Genomic DNA, 15,612 nt, shown 5'->3' with positions numbered 1-15,612 from the left:
CAAATATAAGAAATCATCATAGCTTTATTTTCTTTTTCATCTCTTCTACAATATTATAGGCGGCAGGGCAAACAGCCACATTTTTAAGGGTAAGGTTACTAATTTGATGGAACTTTTTTCGGTCCGTATGAGGAAATTCACGACAAGCTTTTGGCCTGACCTCATAAATAGAGCAGTAATTATCACTTCCTAAAAAAGTACATGGCACTTGTTGCAAAACATAATCATTCTCTTCATCAACCCTTAAATATTCATCGATGAATTGTGAGGGCTTCAACCTAAAGTGTTTGGCAATACGCTCAACATCCGCATTGGTAAAAAGTGGCCCCGTAGTTTTGCAACAGTTTGCACAAGTTAAACAATCTGTTTGTTCAAACTCCACCTTGTGTAATTCCTGCATTACATAATCCAATTTCTTTGGTGGCCTTTTTTTGAGCTTCGCAAAAAACTTCTTGTTCTCTGTATGCTTTTCCTTTGCTTTTTTGGGCAACCCCTTTAATTCCTCTTCCATACATGAACAAACATAAAAAACTGTTTCCATTTAAACCTTAATACGTAATTAAAGTCCCATTTTTGCACTATCTAGTTAAACATATGTCGGATATTTTTGGAAACGCCTTATTAGATTATAACTCGGGAAATTATACCGAGGACATTAAAACCTATTCTTCATTGGATGAAGAAGATACCATCCCACTTCCCTATTTGTTCCGAAATTTTGATGATATGCCTCTTTTAGAGCAAAAAGCCTTGGAGTTGACCAAAGGAAAAGTTTTGGATATAGGTTGTGGAACCGGAAACCACTCCTTATATCTTCAACAAAAAGAATTTAAGGTAACCGCATTGGATAGTTCTAAAGGGGCGATAGAAGTTTGTAAAGAAAGAGGCGTTAAATCTACAGTGCATAGCCCTATTCTTGATTATGACACCTCAAAATTTGATACTATTCTCTTATTAATGAATGGAATTGGCTTAGCTGGAAAACTTATCAATTTGGACGCTTTTCTAAACCATTTAAAGTCATTATTGAACCCAAATGGTCAAATTTTATTGGATTCAAGTGATATTATTTACATGTTTGATCAAGATGATGATGGTGGGTATTGGATTCCAAACGATGGAAATTATTATGGAGAAGTAAGTTTCATCATGGAATACAAGCAACAAAAAAGTCAATCTTTCAACTGGCTTTATTTAGATTTTAATACCTTACAAAATGCTTGTTTAGCTAATAATTTACAGTGTGACCTTGTAATGTCAGGGGAACATTACGACTATTTGGCCAAACTTTCGGTAAAAGAATAATAGAACATTGTATTGATCGTTCTCATTAAATAGATTTTATCATGAAAAAGAAAATCATATTTTATTCACTACTTGGTCTTGGTCTGATTTTAGCCTGCTCTAAAGATTCTGACGATGCACCACTCACACAAAATGTAGACAAATCTGCAAACTTACTTGCAACAGGTGCCTCAGCAAATGACATACTCTCAAATACCAGTTTTGATAAATTATTGATTGAAATAGCGTATGTTTCGGGCTTTAGACCTACTCCTACTTCCATATCAAACCTTGAGAACTATCTTAAGGCGCGAACTTTTAAGGAAAGTATAGAATTTACCTATAAAGAACTGTCTTCTCCAAATGAAGAAACCTTAATCTTGGATGAGATTGACGAACTGGAAAAAGAAAATAGAACTGCCTACAATGACGGAAAGACCTTGGCCATCTATATCTATTTCGCTGATGCTCCATCTGATGGTGACGATATAGAAAACATAGAAGAAGGTTTGGTAACATTGGGGGCAGTATATAGAAACACCTCTATGGTTATCTATGAATCTACAGTTAGGTTATTGGCAAACAGAAGTACTTCCATATCTATTACAGATGTAGAATCAGCTACACTGCACCATGAATTTGGGCATTTGTTTGGATTGGTCAACTTAGGTACCCAATCTGTTAATGATCATGAAGGCACTACAACAAATGAAAATGATGAAGAAGTTGGCAATAACCATTGTAATGTTCAAGGCTGTCTAATGAGGGCCGAGTTACAATTTGGGGGAACAAACAAGAATTCAAGGGTGGCCTCAAAAAGTGTACTACAATCCGCATGTAACTTACCTGGAATGGGCATTATGAAATTACTGGAACAAAAAACCTCAAAAGGGCTTTCCGCAATGCCTGCTTTGGATGCAGAATGCGTTTTAGACTTACAGAGCAATGGTGGGCGTTAACCTCTTATTAGGGAATATTCAAATATTTATGAGTTTGTAAAGACACGATCCATTTGGGATTCTGCATCACATAATCCACAATTAAAGGAATCATTTTTTCCCGAACACTCCATTCAGGTTGTAGATATAGAATACAATTTTCATTGACTTTGGCCGCTTGTTCCTCTGCAAAGACAAAATCATGTTTGTTATATACGATTACCTTTAATTCACTTGCTACATCATAGATTTCTTCCGTTGGAAGTTTATTTTTCTTTGGCGACAAACAAATCCAATCCCAGGTTCCAGTTAAAGGGTACGCTCCTGAAGTTTCAATATGGGTATGCAGATTTTTAGTCTTTAAACCCGAAGTAAGGGGGGCCATGTCCCACATTAGCGGCTCACCACCTGTAATTACAATGGTGTTGGAATACTTGGCGGCATTGGCAACAATCTTTTTAATATCTGTAGGTGGATGTGTTTCTGCATCCCAACTTTCTTTCACATCACACCAATGACATCCCACATCGCACCCACCAATACGAACAAAATAGGCAGCAGTTCCTTTATGGTAACCTTCTCCTTGAATGGTATAAAACTCCTCCATTAAAGGAAGCATCTGTCCTTTTTCTACCAAATCTTTGACCTGTTCTAAAACCATGACGCAAAGATACGTTGGATGGTTGGATTACCTCACAAGGTTCACCTCTTGTTTCTTGATACAGTTTTCAGAATTGCTTAAAATTACCCTATTTTTATCCGAAATTGAATTTCATGAGCACTACCGAAAAATTCTTTGAAAATATTGAAAAAGGCTATACCACCAAAGGTGATTACATTACCATGGGCGCCGGAATGTTTAATGGAGAGGCTGTGACCAATGCGTTTGTTAAGGTTCCTTTAAAAACACTTAACAGACATGGGCTTATTGCAGGTGCCACAGGTACAGGAAAAACCAAGACACTCCAGGTTATAGCTGAGAATCTTTCGGATAAAGGTATTCCTGTTTTGCTTATGGACCTCAAAGGTGACCTTAGTGGCATTGCACAACCCAGTCCTGGGCATGCCAAAATTGATGAGCGCCACGAAAAAATTGGGTTGCCCTTTGAAGCAAAAGGTTTTCCTGTGGAGATCTTATCGCTTTCGGAACAAGATGGGGTGCGATTGAGAGCAACTGTTTCAGAATTTGGACCTGTTTTGCTGTCAAGAATATTAGACCTTTCAGTTACCCAAGAGGGCATTGTTGCCGTAGTGTTCAAATATTGTGATGATAACAAACTTCCTTTGCTGGATTTAAAAGACTTCAAAAAAGTATTGCAATATGCGACCGGAGAGGGCAAAAAAGAGTTTCAGGAGGAATATGGTCGAATTTCTACTAGTTCTACGGGAACTATATTGAGGAAAATTATTGAATTGGAACAACAGGGCGCAGATCTTTTTTTTGGTGAAAAGTCTTTTGAAGTTGATGATTTGGTCAGAATTGATGAAAACGGAAGGGGTTATATCAATATTATTAGATTGACCGATATTCAGGACCGTCCAAAGTTGTTTTCTACTTTTATGTTGAGCCTTTTGGCAGAAATATATGCTACATTTCCTGAACAGGGTGATAGTGACAGACCAGAATTGATTCTGTTTATTGATGAGGCCCATTTGATTTTCAAAGAAGCATCCAAAGCTTTACTAGATCAGATAGAAAGTATTGTAAAATTGATTCGTTCCAAGGGTATTGGACTCTATTTTGTGACCCAGAACCCAACAGATGTTCCAGATGATGTATTGGCACAATTGGGTTTAAAAGTACAACATGCCCTAAGGGCATTTACCGCAAAAGACAGAAAAGCCATAAAATTGACAGCAGAAAACTATCCGGATTCTGAATTTTATGATACCAAGGAAGTACTCACATCATTAGGTATTGGTGAGGCTTTGATCTCTGCTTTGGATGAAAAAGGAAGGCCTACCCCTTTGGCCGCCACCTTACTTCGGGCACCTATGAGTCGTATGGATGTTTTGACAGATACTGAGCTTAACGAAGCATTGGGTAAATCAAAACTCATAAAAAAATACAACGATGAAATAGACCGTGAAAGTGCCTATGAAATCTTGAACGAAAAAATTGAAAAAGCAGAAAAAGAAGCAGAAAAAGAAAAAGAGCGAGAACAGAAACGTAAAACATCATCAAGAAGAAGCTCTTCTTCCAGACGAAGCACTCGTATGAATCCCGTAGTAAAGGTATTGACAAGTGCCACATTCATTCGCGGGGTACTTGGCGTATTAAAAAAGGTTATTAGATAATAGTTATATGTTTATGAAGAAGATAGGTTTTGCCCTTAGTGTTTGTATACTTATTATAGGTTGCGCAAAAAAAGACACCACATTTTTAATTACCGAAAATTCTGTTGGCCCTCTTTTGGAAACCACCACTGTAGCAGATTTAGAAACAATTTTTACCCAAGATTCCATTGTAATGGATTCGGTCAATTTTAAAACAGGAAAAATACAGGTTTACGAAAAAGGCGGAAAACACTTGTTGACATTCACTCCTGGTTCTGATAGTATTCCAACTATTGGAAACATTCGAGTGTTTGATCCTCGTTACAAAACCAGCACAGGAATTAGTTTGTACAGTACTTTTAGGGATGTACAAGAAAACTATTCAATCAAGAAAATAGTGACTACGCTTAACAGTGTTGTGATATTTCCAAAACAGAGCAATCTTTATTTTACTATTGACAAAGAAGAATTGCCATCCAATTTGCGGTATACTTCCTCTAAAATTGAGGCCGTTCAAATACCTCCAACGGCCAAAATCAAGTATTTAATGTTAGGGTGGGAGTAATCTTTGTTTTAATCATATAATTGAGCCTTCCTGATTAAAAAAGACCAGGATACAACAGTGCATCCTGGTAGTGTTTTTCAATCTTAAAAAGTTCAATTCAGAATATTGTACTAAGAACCATCACCACAACCATGATCACTACAACCAGCTGGCACTAAAGCAGAAAGCGAAGCTCCATTTGAATCGGTAACAGTTATGGTTCCAGAACTACAATCAGTTGTAATGTTAACAAATCCACCGAAGGTTGATTGCATACTCCAATTACTTGGTATAGTCCAAGTATAAGGAGGAGAGCCAAACTGAGCTCCGGCTTCAATCTGACCAGAAGGCCCGGTCCCACACCACGTCATACGAAATGGCCCCATAGCAACATTAGACTCTATCTCAGCATTCTTGGTGTTTTCTGAATACTCAATATCACTCTTCAAATCCAACTTGCTCTTTGCCATGTCTTGAGCATAGATAACCAGCGATAAAGATAGCACTATCGCTACTGTCATTACTTTTTTAATTGTTTTCATAAGTTTTTGATTTAATAAATTTGTAAGAATTTTCCTTAAAATTATAGAAACTGACAATCAAAAAAATGAGTCTATATGTTTTTAAAGAAAGCTTAACAATTAAACCTGATTTCATTGTTCCATTGGGTTAATTGAACAAAAATCAAGAACGGTATATCGTTTACATCAAAAAAAAATGTTAAACGTCCCTAACTAAGCCTAGAATTTAAAGCAATCCATACTTTTCTCGATTTGCTAAAACTTTTGGGCTATTTGTCTGCATCCATTCCGTCAATTCTAAAAGTCGTTCAACGTATGATTGCCCAAAATCGGTAAGACTGTACTCCACTCTAATTGGTACCTCAGGATAGGCTGTTCTAGTGATATACCCATCTGCTTCCAAAACCTTTAAGCGCTGGCTCAACACCTTATTTGAAATACCGTAAACAAATTTTTTCAATTTATTGAAACGTAGTACAGGAAAAAAGCCCAGCCAGAGGATAATCAATGTGCTCCATTGATCAGAAGCAACGGACATCACATCCCGAACAGGACATAACTCTGGAGGGTTCTTATAATCAATATGCCCAAACATTTTTTGCAACTTTTTTGCCGTTCTAACTTGCTGATTATCAGTAATAGTTTCCATATTTATACTTGGTTTTGATAAAGTGACCTCTTTTTTCTTCTAAAATGAATGTGTAATTTTGGTTTCAAATAAAGAGTAAGTTACAAAAAGTAACCATATGAAAAAACTGCTCACCAAAATCCTCCCGCTTGCTTACGGTCAACACTTTAACCTCTATTCTCTTTTTGCACCAAAGAAAGCTGCCCATAAGGCCTTTAATTTGTTTTGTACAGTTAGGAGAGGTAAAGTAAAACCACAACAGGTCAATTTTCTAGAGCAAGGCAAGAACGATGTAGAACATGTTGCCGGGCATGAACTGCAATCTTACCATTGGCCGGGCAAAAAGGAAACCGTGCTTTTGGTCCATGGCTGGGAGAGTAATACTTTCCGTTGGCGAAACTTGATTAAGAAACTCCAAGAGGCAGATTTCAATATTGTTGCCTTTGATGCCCCATCACATGGCCATTCCACTGGAAAACTTTTGTATGTGCCGCTATATGAAGAAGCCCTGCACCATATGATTAAAAAATACAACCCAAAATATCTGGTAGGTCATTCGGTAGGTGGAATGACATTGCTTTATAACGAATATAAAAATCCGAATCCAGGGGTGGATAAAATGGTAGTTATTGGTGCTCCTTCGGAATTTTATGAGCTTATGAACCATTACCAAGACCTTTTAAAGTTCAATAATCGGTTTATGGATATTCTAGACGATTATATCCTTAATAGATTTGGGTTCAAAATTCATGAATTTTCAACTTCAAAATTTGTAAAATCAAATACTAAAAAAGGACTGTTGTTTCATGATAAATTGGATATAGTTGCCCCATACCATGCATCTGAACAAGTTCATGCTAATTGGAAGGGAAGTCAACTGTTCACCACTGAAGGATTAGGACATTCCATGCATCAAGAAGAGGTCAACGACCAAATCATTTCATTTTTGCGAGCTTAAGCTTTATACACACTTATAAAAAATCCCAACTACCAAAAGTAGTTGGGATTTTCAAATTATCCATTAAGAAGGATGAACTAGAACTTTCTATATTCCCCCTCCAAATATTGATTAGCTTCTTCTTCGGCAAATCTTGCCTTTTCACTATCCCAATGTAGGGTTTGATTGGGAAAACGACCCGCTATAACGCCCAATAGAATGGTTTCGGTCAAACGTGCGGCATATTCAAAAGGAGCTGTACATTTGTCCTTGCCCAAACAGGCATCAATAAATTGGTGATAGTGCTTGGGTCCCTCGCTATTATAATTTCTAACAGGTTCTCCCAGATTGTGCTTGGCAATATCTTTGGAAATGTCCACATATTTGCCACGTACAATTTTTCTTGGCAACTGCATAAAATGTGGCAAGAGCAGGCGTCCCTTTGTCCCAATGAACATTGCTCCCTGTTCTGGTAATTGGCCCTCTGCAGCTACGCCAGCATCCAAGGAAATATCGGTTTTGGCTGCGGATTTTTTGTTCTTGGCGGCGCTTTTGGCCCCAGGAAGCACTAAATCTTCATGGGCAGGGGGCATTCCAGGGCCATCATACCAAATCCACTTTAATGATTTACCTGTGTATTCGGTACCAGGAAATTCGTATGTAACCGTATTGTTTTCTGGATACCCATAACCATTTGGTTCACGGCATTCATTTTTAATGGTCCTAGGGACATCTAGGTTGAGTGCATTGTATGGTGTATCAAAAATATGAACACCCATGTCGCCCAAAGTACCGCATCCATAATCCATTAGTTTTCTCCAATTCCCTGGATGGTAGTATCCTTCCTTGTAGGGGCGCTCTGCAGAGGTGCCCAACCAAAGGTTCCAGTCCAACTGTGCAGGTACTGGGTCTTCCCCTTCTGGCTCGGCGCCATTGTAGCCCCACGATTTAGGACTCCATGCATGCACGGTGTGTACTTTTCCAATAATACCATCTTGTATCAACAAGGTGGCCAATTTATAATCATAGAATGAGTGTACTTGTATGCCCATTTGGGTAACCAAGCCTTTATCCTGTGCCATTTTCTTCATAGCCCTGGATTCAGAGACATAGTGGGTCAATGGTTTTTGGCAATACACATGCTTATTCTTTTCCATCGCCATTAACGAAGCAGGGGCATGGGTATGGTCAGGTGTGGAAACAACGACCGCATCAATCTCATCGGCCATTTTATCCAACATCACGCGGTAATCAAAAAACACTCGGGCCTTGGGATGTTTCTTGCGTGCAGTCGATAAGTTAATTGCATCAACATCACAAAGTGCCACTACATCAACCTGCGGGTGCGATGAAATATCATTAAGATCAGCGGCTCCCATATTGGCTACTCCAATATGCGCTGTCCTTATCCTGCCATCTGGCTTAATTGCTCTCAACTTTTCATTGGCACTAAGAACTGAAGGTGCAGCCAACAAACCGAGGGCGCCCACACCACTTTTCTTCAAAAAATCCCTCCTATCTTGATTTGAAATCTTTTTACTCATACTACTATCTTATAAATTATTTTTTTGACGGTAACTCTTTGATCTTAATATTTTTAAAACGAACAACATCCCCGTGTCCTAAAAAGCCAATATGACCTACTGTTCGTTGTAACCCTGGATGCTCATTCTTGTCCATAGCACCATTTTTTGATGCTTCCAAAAAATCTCCATCAACAATGATGTTTCCATTAAGGACAACTTTGATTTTTGAACCTTGAACGGTAACCATTTGCATGTTCCACTGACCAACCGGCCTCAAAAAACCCCGCTTGGCAGGAATAACACCATAAACCGATCCATGATATTGATAGGGTTTTAGCTTTGAGTATTTTTCCGCAGAATTGTCCAATATCTGAAGCTCCTTACCCACATATGCCACATCGCCATCTAAGGGAGCATGTATACCCAATCCGTTGTTTGCTCCAGGGGTCAACTGAAACTCAAACTTAAGAATAAAGTCGCTATACTGGTCTTCAGTAAACAGATTACCTCCACTACCTCCTCCATTTGGATCTACAACTATACATCCATTTTCTGCGCGATACGATTCTTTGTTCCCAATCCAACCATCCAGATTTTCATCATTAAAAAGCTTTATAAATCCATCCTCTCCAGACATTTGATTTTGGCCAACACAAGGCATCGCAAATACCGCAAAACAGGTAAGAAAGAAAAACAGCTTAATATTTCCCGACAAAGCTTTTACAGTTTTTTGATTTTTATGTTTTTGAACCATATTGGACTTGAGTGATCTTGCAGCGCTATAAAGCCCTTTTTGTATTTTCCGTAATCCGGGGCATTGTCCCACTTTCCAGAATTTTTCTTTTCGTTCCATTCCTCGGACCATGGTTGAAACTCCAACAACTTTTTACCATTGAGCCAATGTTCCACTTTTTCGGGGGTAAAGACAATCTTTGAAGAATTCCATTCTCCAACGGGATTTAGTACTTTTTGGGATTCATCGGCAACATGCATGGCATAATCAGCCCCGGTTTTTTGCCAATCCTGCAACAACTCTGGGTGTTCGGCTCCAAACTGAGAGTTGTACTCGGTCAAATCATGTATTTTCTCATAATTCTCATCATCTATGAGCTGATATTCAGGTGATACAATCGGAGGTCCACTATATCCTTCCTTCACATGGTAAAAGATACCACTGTTGCCACCTTCAGGTATTTTCCACTCTAAGTACAGCTCAAAATTATCAAACTCCTCAGCTCCATAAATAATGTCCGTTCCTCCTTTGTAATCTTGTTCCAACCCCAATTCGGTGTCAAAGGTCAATGTGCCATCCTTTATGGTCCATCCAGGAGGTAAAGTTTCTCCACCATAAGCTCTCCAACCTTCGGTGCTGGTTCCATCAAAAAGATATATCCACTCGTTGGATTGCGGTTTTGGGTCTTCAACACTTGTTTTTTCAGTATCGGCTTTTTGTACTTTTTTACATGAAGCCATAATTACAAACGATATAAGAATCGCGATTTTTTTCATAATGCCTGTTATTCAATAAGTTAAAATGACAGCTACTAAAGATAATTACATTCTTTAGTAAAGGAAATTTTTTTATACCATCAACACAACATAAACCATGAATGTTATTTTATTGGAAACAACCAACATATAACACATAAATTACCCTATCACCCCTTGTAATATTGACACTGAGGGTTTACTTTTATTTATTATGCAGAAAATTACTCCCTTCCATGTTGCCATTCCAGTCCATAATTTAGAGGAGTGTCGAATTTTTTATAAGAATATTTTAGGTTGTGAAGAAGGTCGAAGCAGCAATCATTGGGTTGACTTTAATCTTTTTGGACACCAATTGGTCATTCACTATAAACCTAGGTCAGAAGAAAAACTCCACACCAATCCTGTGGACGGGAAAAGTGTACCCGTCCCGCATTATGGAGTGGTTTTGCCTTGGGAAACCTTTCAATCGTTTTCCAAAGGGCTAAAGGCACAGGGAGTTGATTTCATTATTGAACCTTATATTCGGTTTGAAGGAGAAGTAGGTGAACAGGCCACCATGTTTTTTTTGGATCCCGCTGGAAATGCATTGGAATTCAAAGCATTTAAGGATATGACACAACTATTTGCCAAATAAAAAGACCGACTTTGATAAACCACCTATATGAAAAACCATCACAAACAATTCTTAGCTCTTGTTTTCCTAATCTTGTGCACACTCTTTTTTAACTGTAAACCCAAAAGCGAGTGGATTCAGTTGTTCAATGGAGAGAATCTTGAACATTGGACAGTTAAAATCCATCATTATGAGGTTGGTGACAATTTTGGCGATACCTTTAGGGTCGAAGATGGAATTATAAAAATAAGATATGACAATTACAAAGGTGATTTCAATGAGCGATATGGCCATTTGTACTACGATACTCCGTACAAAAATTATCATTTGGTGATTGAATACCGTTTTGCAAATCCGTGGTATGATACGGCTCCGGGCTACACCGTAATGAACAGCGGGGTCATGTTCCATTCGCAAGACCCCAGGACCATGCCCAAGGAACAAGATTGGCCCATTTCTGTAGAAATGCAGTTTTTGGCCGAAGTCAAGGAAGGAGAATCCAGACCGACCGGAAATATGTGCTCACCTGGAACAGATGTAGTGTTTGAAGGAAAAATAGACCCTCGCCATTGTATTTCTTCCACTAGTGATACTTATCCGCCAGACGAATGGGTGAAGGCAGAGCTTATTGTTCGTGGAGATTCCTTAATTACCCATATCATTAATGGAAAAAAGGTTTTGGAGTACAGTAAACCACAAATTGGTGGAGGTGTTGCCAATCGATACGATGAAAGTGTAAAAATAGATGGCAAGCCTTTGAAAGAGGGATTTATTGCCCTGCAAAGTGAGGGGCAACCCATAGACTTTAGAAAAGTGGAGTTAAAACTCCTTGAGGATTGAGAGACTAATAGGTTGATGTCATTTATACACTAAAAGTTCATAGTTTTTGTAGTTTTTCAATCGTTTTTCCAAGATATTCAACTATTTGTCTCGCTCCTTTAATAGCCTCGTTGGATTTGCCTTCCTTGGCTGTCGTTTCCACTTTTCTGCACAATTCATTTCCTTTGGTAAAACCTAACGAACCCAAAGAGCCGGATAAATAATGGGCATTTTCAAATATTTCGTTTAAATTTTCCTCGACAATCGCCTGCTTTAATAGTTTGTTTTTTGCGGGGATGTTGTTCAAAAATAACTCTACAAGCTCGTCAATGATATTCTCTCCATATTCATTCTTCATTTTTCCAATAATACCTTCAACATCATCAAATACGGTGTTATTGGTATGTTCAACCCCATTATTTTTAGTATTGAGCTTTACTTTCTCATAGTATTTGAGTGTGGTCTGAATAAGCTCTTCTTCGGTATATGGTTTTGCGATGTAATCATCCATTCCCGCTTCAAGACATTGTTCTTTATCACTATTCAATGAATGTGCAGAACATCCAATTATAGGAATCTTTAATCCCTTCTCCTTACGAATTTGATAAGTTGCATCAAAACCGTTCATCACCGGCATCTGTAAATCCATTAAAATGACGTCATACTTATTTTTTTCGATAAGATCTAACGCTTTTTGTCCGTTAGCGGCTATTTCAATATCCCCACCCCATCGATTAAAATAAGTTTCTGCCAAAAATTGATTATGCACATTGTCTTCGACCAAAAGAATTCGCGCTTCCCTAAATAGCTCTGCATCTGGTTCGTGATACTCCGAAGCTATTAAAGTTCTTGTCTCAGTATCTTCAGTGATCACAAACGGGATGTTCACCACAAATTCAGACCCTTTGCCATATTCGCTGTTTACCGATATTTCACCATTTTGTAGTGTAACCAGCATCTCCACAATGTTAAGCCCTAAACCTGTACCTCCATAAAGTCTTGTAGTACTGTTCTCGGCCTGTGAAAACCTTTCAAAAATGGCTTGGAGTTTTTCTTTTGGTATTCCTATCCCGGTATCCTTTATGGAAAATGTTATAAGTACCCTATCATCTTTATCCGCTTGCGAAATCACTTTCAGTTCTACAAAACCCTCGTCGGTAAACTTAATCGCATTTCCTACCAGATTTATAAAAATTTGAATCAATCGTGTCTCATCTCCCATAACCAAAGGGGGGAGGTCATAGTCTATATTTGAGAATAATTTCAATCCTTTTTCCCTAGCTACATGGGTTTGAAGTTTGATCACATGATCTACAAGTCGAGCAATGGAAATAGGTCGCTCTTCAAGTGTAATTTTTCCATTTTCCAATTTTGAAAAGTCCAATATGTCATTGATGATGACCTTAAGGTTTTGAGACGAAATATGCAGAGTATCCAAAAATGCCTTTTGCTGCTTATTGAGAGGGGTTTTCTGCAAGAGGTCATTGAATCCAATAATTGCATTCAACGGAGTTCTAATCTCATGACTCATATTGGAAAGAAATTCGTCCTTGACCTGAGACAGTTTTTCGGCCTCAAGTTTTTCCCTTCTCAACTTTATAAGCTTCATGGCGGTTTTGGATATCAACTCTAGAAAATCTCTTTTTTCTTGGTCCAGTTCCCTTGGCACATAATCTTTGGCACATAGAGCTCCTATAGCTAGGCCGTCATCGTCAACCAAAGGTGCACCGGCATAAAATCTTATTTTGGGTCCTCCCTTTACCAAAGGACTGTCCATAAACCGTTCATCTTCAATTGCATTTTTCACTTCCAATATCTCCGTTTCCATTATTGTATATTGGCAAAAAGAGATATCCCTAGCAGTTTGCTCATCATCCATTCCATACCGTGACTTGAACCACTGTCTGTCTTCATCTACCAAACTTATCAAACATGTCGGCACATCAAGTATTTTAGCCGTAAGTTTAGTAAGATCGTCAAACATTTCTTCTGCCTCAGTATCCAAAATTTGATAGTATTGAAGCTTGTCCAAACGTTCTTTTTCATTTGTTGGAATTGGAAGTACATTGGCCATACAAAAAGATTATGTAGGTTTTTACTTACATTCAACGAAAAAATAGTTTTGTTATTGCACTGGTTAATAAGGTCATTTTTCCTATTCCAACTGCGGATAATACTCCGAAAGTATCCAGTTAAATCTTTGCCCTTGTATTAAACCCAATCAAACCAAGGCAATACCCTTGCGTTTTACCCAGAAATAGGCAAAAATGATGTTGGGCACCCAGCATAGCCAAGCCACTATTTTGTAAGCAACTAAAAATTCTCCAAAAGCGATGGTCAAAAAAGGCAGCCAAATACGCAGGGTCACCGCTGCAAAACAGGCTGCATAACTGTATATCATCATTCCTTGATGTAACTGTAAATCTTTGGAACGAATGGCCTTATAGGCTCTTAAAGTGGTATACAGCCAAATCGTACCTAAGCTTATGAATCCAGCAGCAGGAATAATTCCACCTGTGGCAAAAAATCCTATGTAAATCCCACTTACCCCACTTACCAAAACAGATAAAATATAGATTTTACCCAAGTTCCTGTGCAGATTTAGTCTTCTGCTCCTAAGTTTTTTACTGAATTGTGACCACCCAGTAAGTAGTGCAAGACCTCCAAAACTTATATGTCCATAAAATCCAATGTTCCAGATTTTACTTGCCAATAACTCGGCTGCTTTACCTTGTAATAGGCCAGATTGTTCTGCAGCAAATACATACATCAGAGGATAAAATCCGACCATTATTGCCAAAAATGCAAATACAAACCATGCAATTTTATTCCTAACCATGTTATTCTTTCAAAATCCAGCAACAAGTTATCGAATAATTGGTGGAAAAAACAAGAATCAAAAATTGAAATCGTTATATATTCAGTTGAACAGGCAATATAGCCCCCAAATCTATTCTGTGATGAAAACTGTTCTTTTATTTATTATGATATGTTTTTCTTCTTTAGCACTATCTGGCTGCACCAATGAAGAAGGTGAAAATGATTTGGATTTTATAAATCCAAATGAGGAAGAAAAAAGCAATTTAGCGGTTTTAAACGAGGAGAAAAATTAGTCAATTTTTACTTTGTGCCTTTCTCTAGCCAACAATGTATTTTTAAGCAGCATCGCTATGGTCATAGGACCCACGCCACCTGGCACTGGAGTAATATATGATGACTTTTTACTAACGCTCTCAAAATCAACGTCTCCTGTAATGTAATACCCTCTTTCACGGGTCTCATCTGCCACACGGGTAATCCCTACATCGATGACCACTACATTATCCTTTACCATATCTGCTTTAAGAAAATTGGGAACCCCTAATGCTGATACAATAATATCCGCCTGAAGTGTCAATTCCTTAATATTCTTAGTTCTGCTATGAGCCAAGGTCACGGTTGAATTAGCAGCTTCTCCTTTTTGACTCATCAAAATACTGATAGGTCTTCCAACAATATTGCTACGGCCAATGACCACCGTATGTTTTCCTGCCGTTTCAACATTATACCTACGAAGTAATTCCATAATGCCAAATGGTGTCGCAGAAATAAAGGACTCCATATCCAAAGCCATCTTACCAAAGTTTGTAGGGTGAAAACCATCTACATCCTTGTCAGAATCAACTGCCATCAACACTTTCAATTCATCTATGTGTTTGGGCAATGGAAGCTGCACAATATAGCCGTCAATATCTGGATTTGCATTGAGGTCAGCTACTTGTCCAAGAAGTTCTTCCTCTGTGGTATCTGCAGGTAAATGAATCAGTGTTGATTCGAAACCAATTTTTTTACAGGAACGCACCTTACTGCCTACATAGGTAAGACTAGCCCCATCATTTCCTACCAAAACAGCTGCCAAATGGGGGACTTTTTCACCTCTATCTTTCATTTGGGCCACCTCAACGGCTATTTCGTCTTTAATTTGGTTCGATACTTTTTTTCCGTCGAGAATCTCCATTTTTGGTTGGTTGTTATTTACTGGGTTGATGGTTAAT

The 15,612-nt window shown here is 38.3% G+C and carries 18 protein-coding genes; 8 read left to right on the top strand and 10 right to left on the bottom strand.

All coding sequences use genetic code 11. The features are described from left to right. Window positions 1–16 precede the first annotated feature (16 nt). On the bottom strand, window positions 17–511 hold the full coding sequence (locus tag CRO15_RS17175) for a YkgJ family cysteine cluster protein (protein ID WP_097047081.1): 495 nt from the start codon (window positions 509–511) through the stop codon (window positions 17–19). Between the two features lie 83 nt (window positions 512–594). Between CRO15_RS17175 and CRO15_RS17170 the strand changes: the two genes are divergently transcribed. Then, on the top strand, window positions 595–1,305 hold the full coding sequence (locus tag CRO15_RS17170) for a class I SAM-dependent methyltransferase (protein WP_097047080.1): 711 nt from the start codon (window positions 595–597) through the stop codon (window positions 1,303–1,305). A gap of 41 nt (window positions 1,306–1,346) precedes the next feature. Continuing rightward, window positions 1,347–2,243, top strand: coding sequence for a hypothetical protein (locus tag CRO15_RS17165; RefSeq protein WP_097047079.1), 897 nt, complete (start codon window positions 1,347–1,349; stop codon window positions 2,241–2,243). Between the two features lie 7 nt (window positions 2,244–2,250). Here the strand turns inward: CRO15_RS17165 and CRO15_RS17160 are convergent, their stop codons facing one another. Then, complete coding sequence (locus tag CRO15_RS17160) at window positions 2,251–2,883, bottom strand: 7-carboxy-7-deazaguanine synthase QueE (RefSeq protein WP_097047078.1); 633 nt, start codon at window positions 2,881–2,883, stop codon at window positions 2,251–2,253. Window positions 2,884–2,996: 113 nt separating this feature from the next. On the opposite strand from CRO15_RS17160, the gene CRO15_RS17155 reads away from it, so the two are divergent. Together CRO15_RS17155 and CRO15_RS17150 are read left to right on the top strand one after the other, a co-directional pair. Beyond that, the gene (locus CRO15_RS17155; protein WP_097047077.1) at window positions 2,997–4,520 is read left to right on the top strand and encodes a helicase HerA-like domain-containing protein; all 1,524 of its coding nucleotides are present in this window, start codon (window positions 2,997–2,999) and stop codon (window positions 4,518–4,520) included. A gap of 13 nt (window positions 4,521–4,533) precedes the next feature. Beyond that, window positions 4,534–5,064 (top strand): hypothetical protein, encoded by a 531-nt coding sequence (locus CRO15_RS17150; protein WP_097047161.1) that lies wholly within the window; start codon window positions 4,534–4,536, stop codon window positions 5,062–5,064. Window positions 5,065–5,174: 110 nt separating this feature from the next. On the opposite strand, the gene CRO15_RS17145 is transcribed toward CRO15_RS17150, so the two are convergent. After that, on the bottom strand, window positions 5,175–5,585 hold the full coding sequence (locus tag CRO15_RS17145; protein ID WP_097047076.1) for a hypothetical protein: 411 nt from the start codon (window positions 5,583–5,585) through the stop codon (window positions 5,175–5,177). Between the two features lie 205 nt (window positions 5,586–5,790). Further along, window positions 5,791–6,213, bottom strand: a complete 423-nt coding sequence (locus tag CRO15_RS17140; protein WP_097047075.1) for a winged helix-turn-helix transcriptional regulator — start codon at window positions 6,211–6,213, stop codon at window positions 5,791–5,793. A 97-nt stretch (window positions 6,214–6,310) separates the two neighbouring features. Between CRO15_RS17140 and CRO15_RS17135 the strand changes: the two genes are divergently transcribed. Continuing rightward, window positions 6,311–7,150, top strand: a complete 840-nt coding sequence (locus CRO15_RS17135) for an alpha/beta hydrolase (protein ID WP_097047074.1) — start codon at window positions 6,311–6,313, stop codon at window positions 7,148–7,150. 77 nt (window positions 7,151–7,227) lie between these two features. On the opposite strand, the gene CRO15_RS17130 is transcribed toward CRO15_RS17135, so the two are convergent. The 3 genes from CRO15_RS17130 to CRO15_RS17120 all read right to left on the bottom strand — a co-directional run bounded on the left by CRO15_RS17130 (window position 7,228) and on the right by CRO15_RS17120 (window position 10,164). Then, on the bottom strand, window positions 7,228–8,673 hold the full coding sequence (locus CRO15_RS17130; RefSeq protein WP_097047073.1) for a Gfo/Idh/MocA family protein: 1,446 nt from the start codon (window positions 8,671–8,673) through the stop codon (window positions 7,228–7,230). 16 nt (window positions 8,674–8,689) lie between these two features. Next, the gene (locus CRO15_RS17125; RefSeq protein ID WP_207763937.1) at window positions 8,690–9,292 is read right to left on the bottom strand and encodes a 3-keto-disaccharide hydrolase; all 603 of its coding nucleotides are present in this window, start codon (window positions 9,290–9,292) and stop codon (window positions 8,690–8,692) included. An 83-nt stretch (window positions 9,293–9,375) separates the two neighbouring features. Then, entirely contained in the window at window positions 9,376–10,164 is a 789-nt protein-coding gene (locus tag CRO15_RS17120) for a 3-keto-disaccharide hydrolase (RefSeq protein WP_097047072.1), read from the bottom strand. A gap of 193 nt (window positions 10,165–10,357) precedes the next feature. Between CRO15_RS17120 and CRO15_RS19800 the strand changes: the two genes are divergently transcribed. After that, window positions 10,358–10,780, top strand: a complete 423-nt coding sequence (locus CRO15_RS19800; protein WP_097047071.1) for a VOC family protein — start codon at window positions 10,358–10,360, stop codon at window positions 10,778–10,780. 27 nt (window positions 10,781–10,807) lie between these two features. Next, entirely contained in the window at window positions 10,808–11,599 is a 792-nt protein-coding gene (locus CRO15_RS17110) for a 3-keto-disaccharide hydrolase (protein WP_097047070.1), read from the top strand. 37 nt (window positions 11,600–11,636) lie between these two features. On the opposite strand, the gene CRO15_RS17105 is transcribed toward CRO15_RS17110, so the two are convergent. Continuing rightward, window positions 11,637–13,652 (bottom strand): GAF domain-containing hybrid sensor histidine kinase/response regulator, encoded by a 2,016-nt coding sequence (locus CRO15_RS17105; protein WP_097047069.1) that lies wholly within the window; start codon window positions 13,650–13,652, stop codon window positions 11,637–11,639. Between the two features lie 147 nt (window positions 13,653–13,799). After that, window positions 13,800–14,417: a DUF2306 domain-containing protein gene (locus CRO15_RS17100; RefSeq protein ID WP_097047068.1), complete on the bottom strand. Its 618-nt coding sequence runs from the start codon at window positions 14,415–14,417 to the stop codon at window positions 13,800–13,802. A 121-nt stretch (window positions 14,418–14,538) separates the two neighbouring features. Between CRO15_RS17100 and CRO15_RS19795 the strand changes: the two genes are divergently transcribed. After that, the gene (locus CRO15_RS19795; RefSeq protein WP_165769987.1) at window positions 14,539–14,691 is read left to right on the top strand and encodes a hypothetical protein; all 153 of its coding nucleotides are present in this window, start codon (window positions 14,539–14,541) and stop codon (window positions 14,689–14,691) included. Here CRO15_RS19795 and CRO15_RS17090 read toward each other — a convergent pair. Further along, the gene (locus CRO15_RS17090; protein ID WP_097047066.1) at window positions 14,688–15,575 is read right to left on the bottom strand and encodes a bifunctional 5,10-methylenetetrahydrofolate dehydrogenase/5,10-methenyltetrahydrofolate cyclohydrolase; all 888 of its coding nucleotides are present in this window, start codon (window positions 15,573–15,575) and stop codon (window positions 14,688–14,690) included. The two genes, CRO15_RS19795 and CRO15_RS17090, sit on opposite strands and share 4 nt — an antisense overlap. Between the last annotated feature and the right edge of the window lie 37 nt (window positions 15,576–15,612).

Source organism: Flagellimonas pacifica, from assembly GCF_900215465.1.
In the GTDB taxonomy this organism is placed as follows: domain Bacteria; phylum Bacteroidota; class Bacteroidia; order Flavobacteriales; family Flavobacteriaceae; genus Flagellimonas; species Flagellimonas pacifica.
The sequence above is the reverse complement of the archived record's forward strand: the minus strand, read 5'-3'. Positions and strand labels throughout refer to the sequence as shown.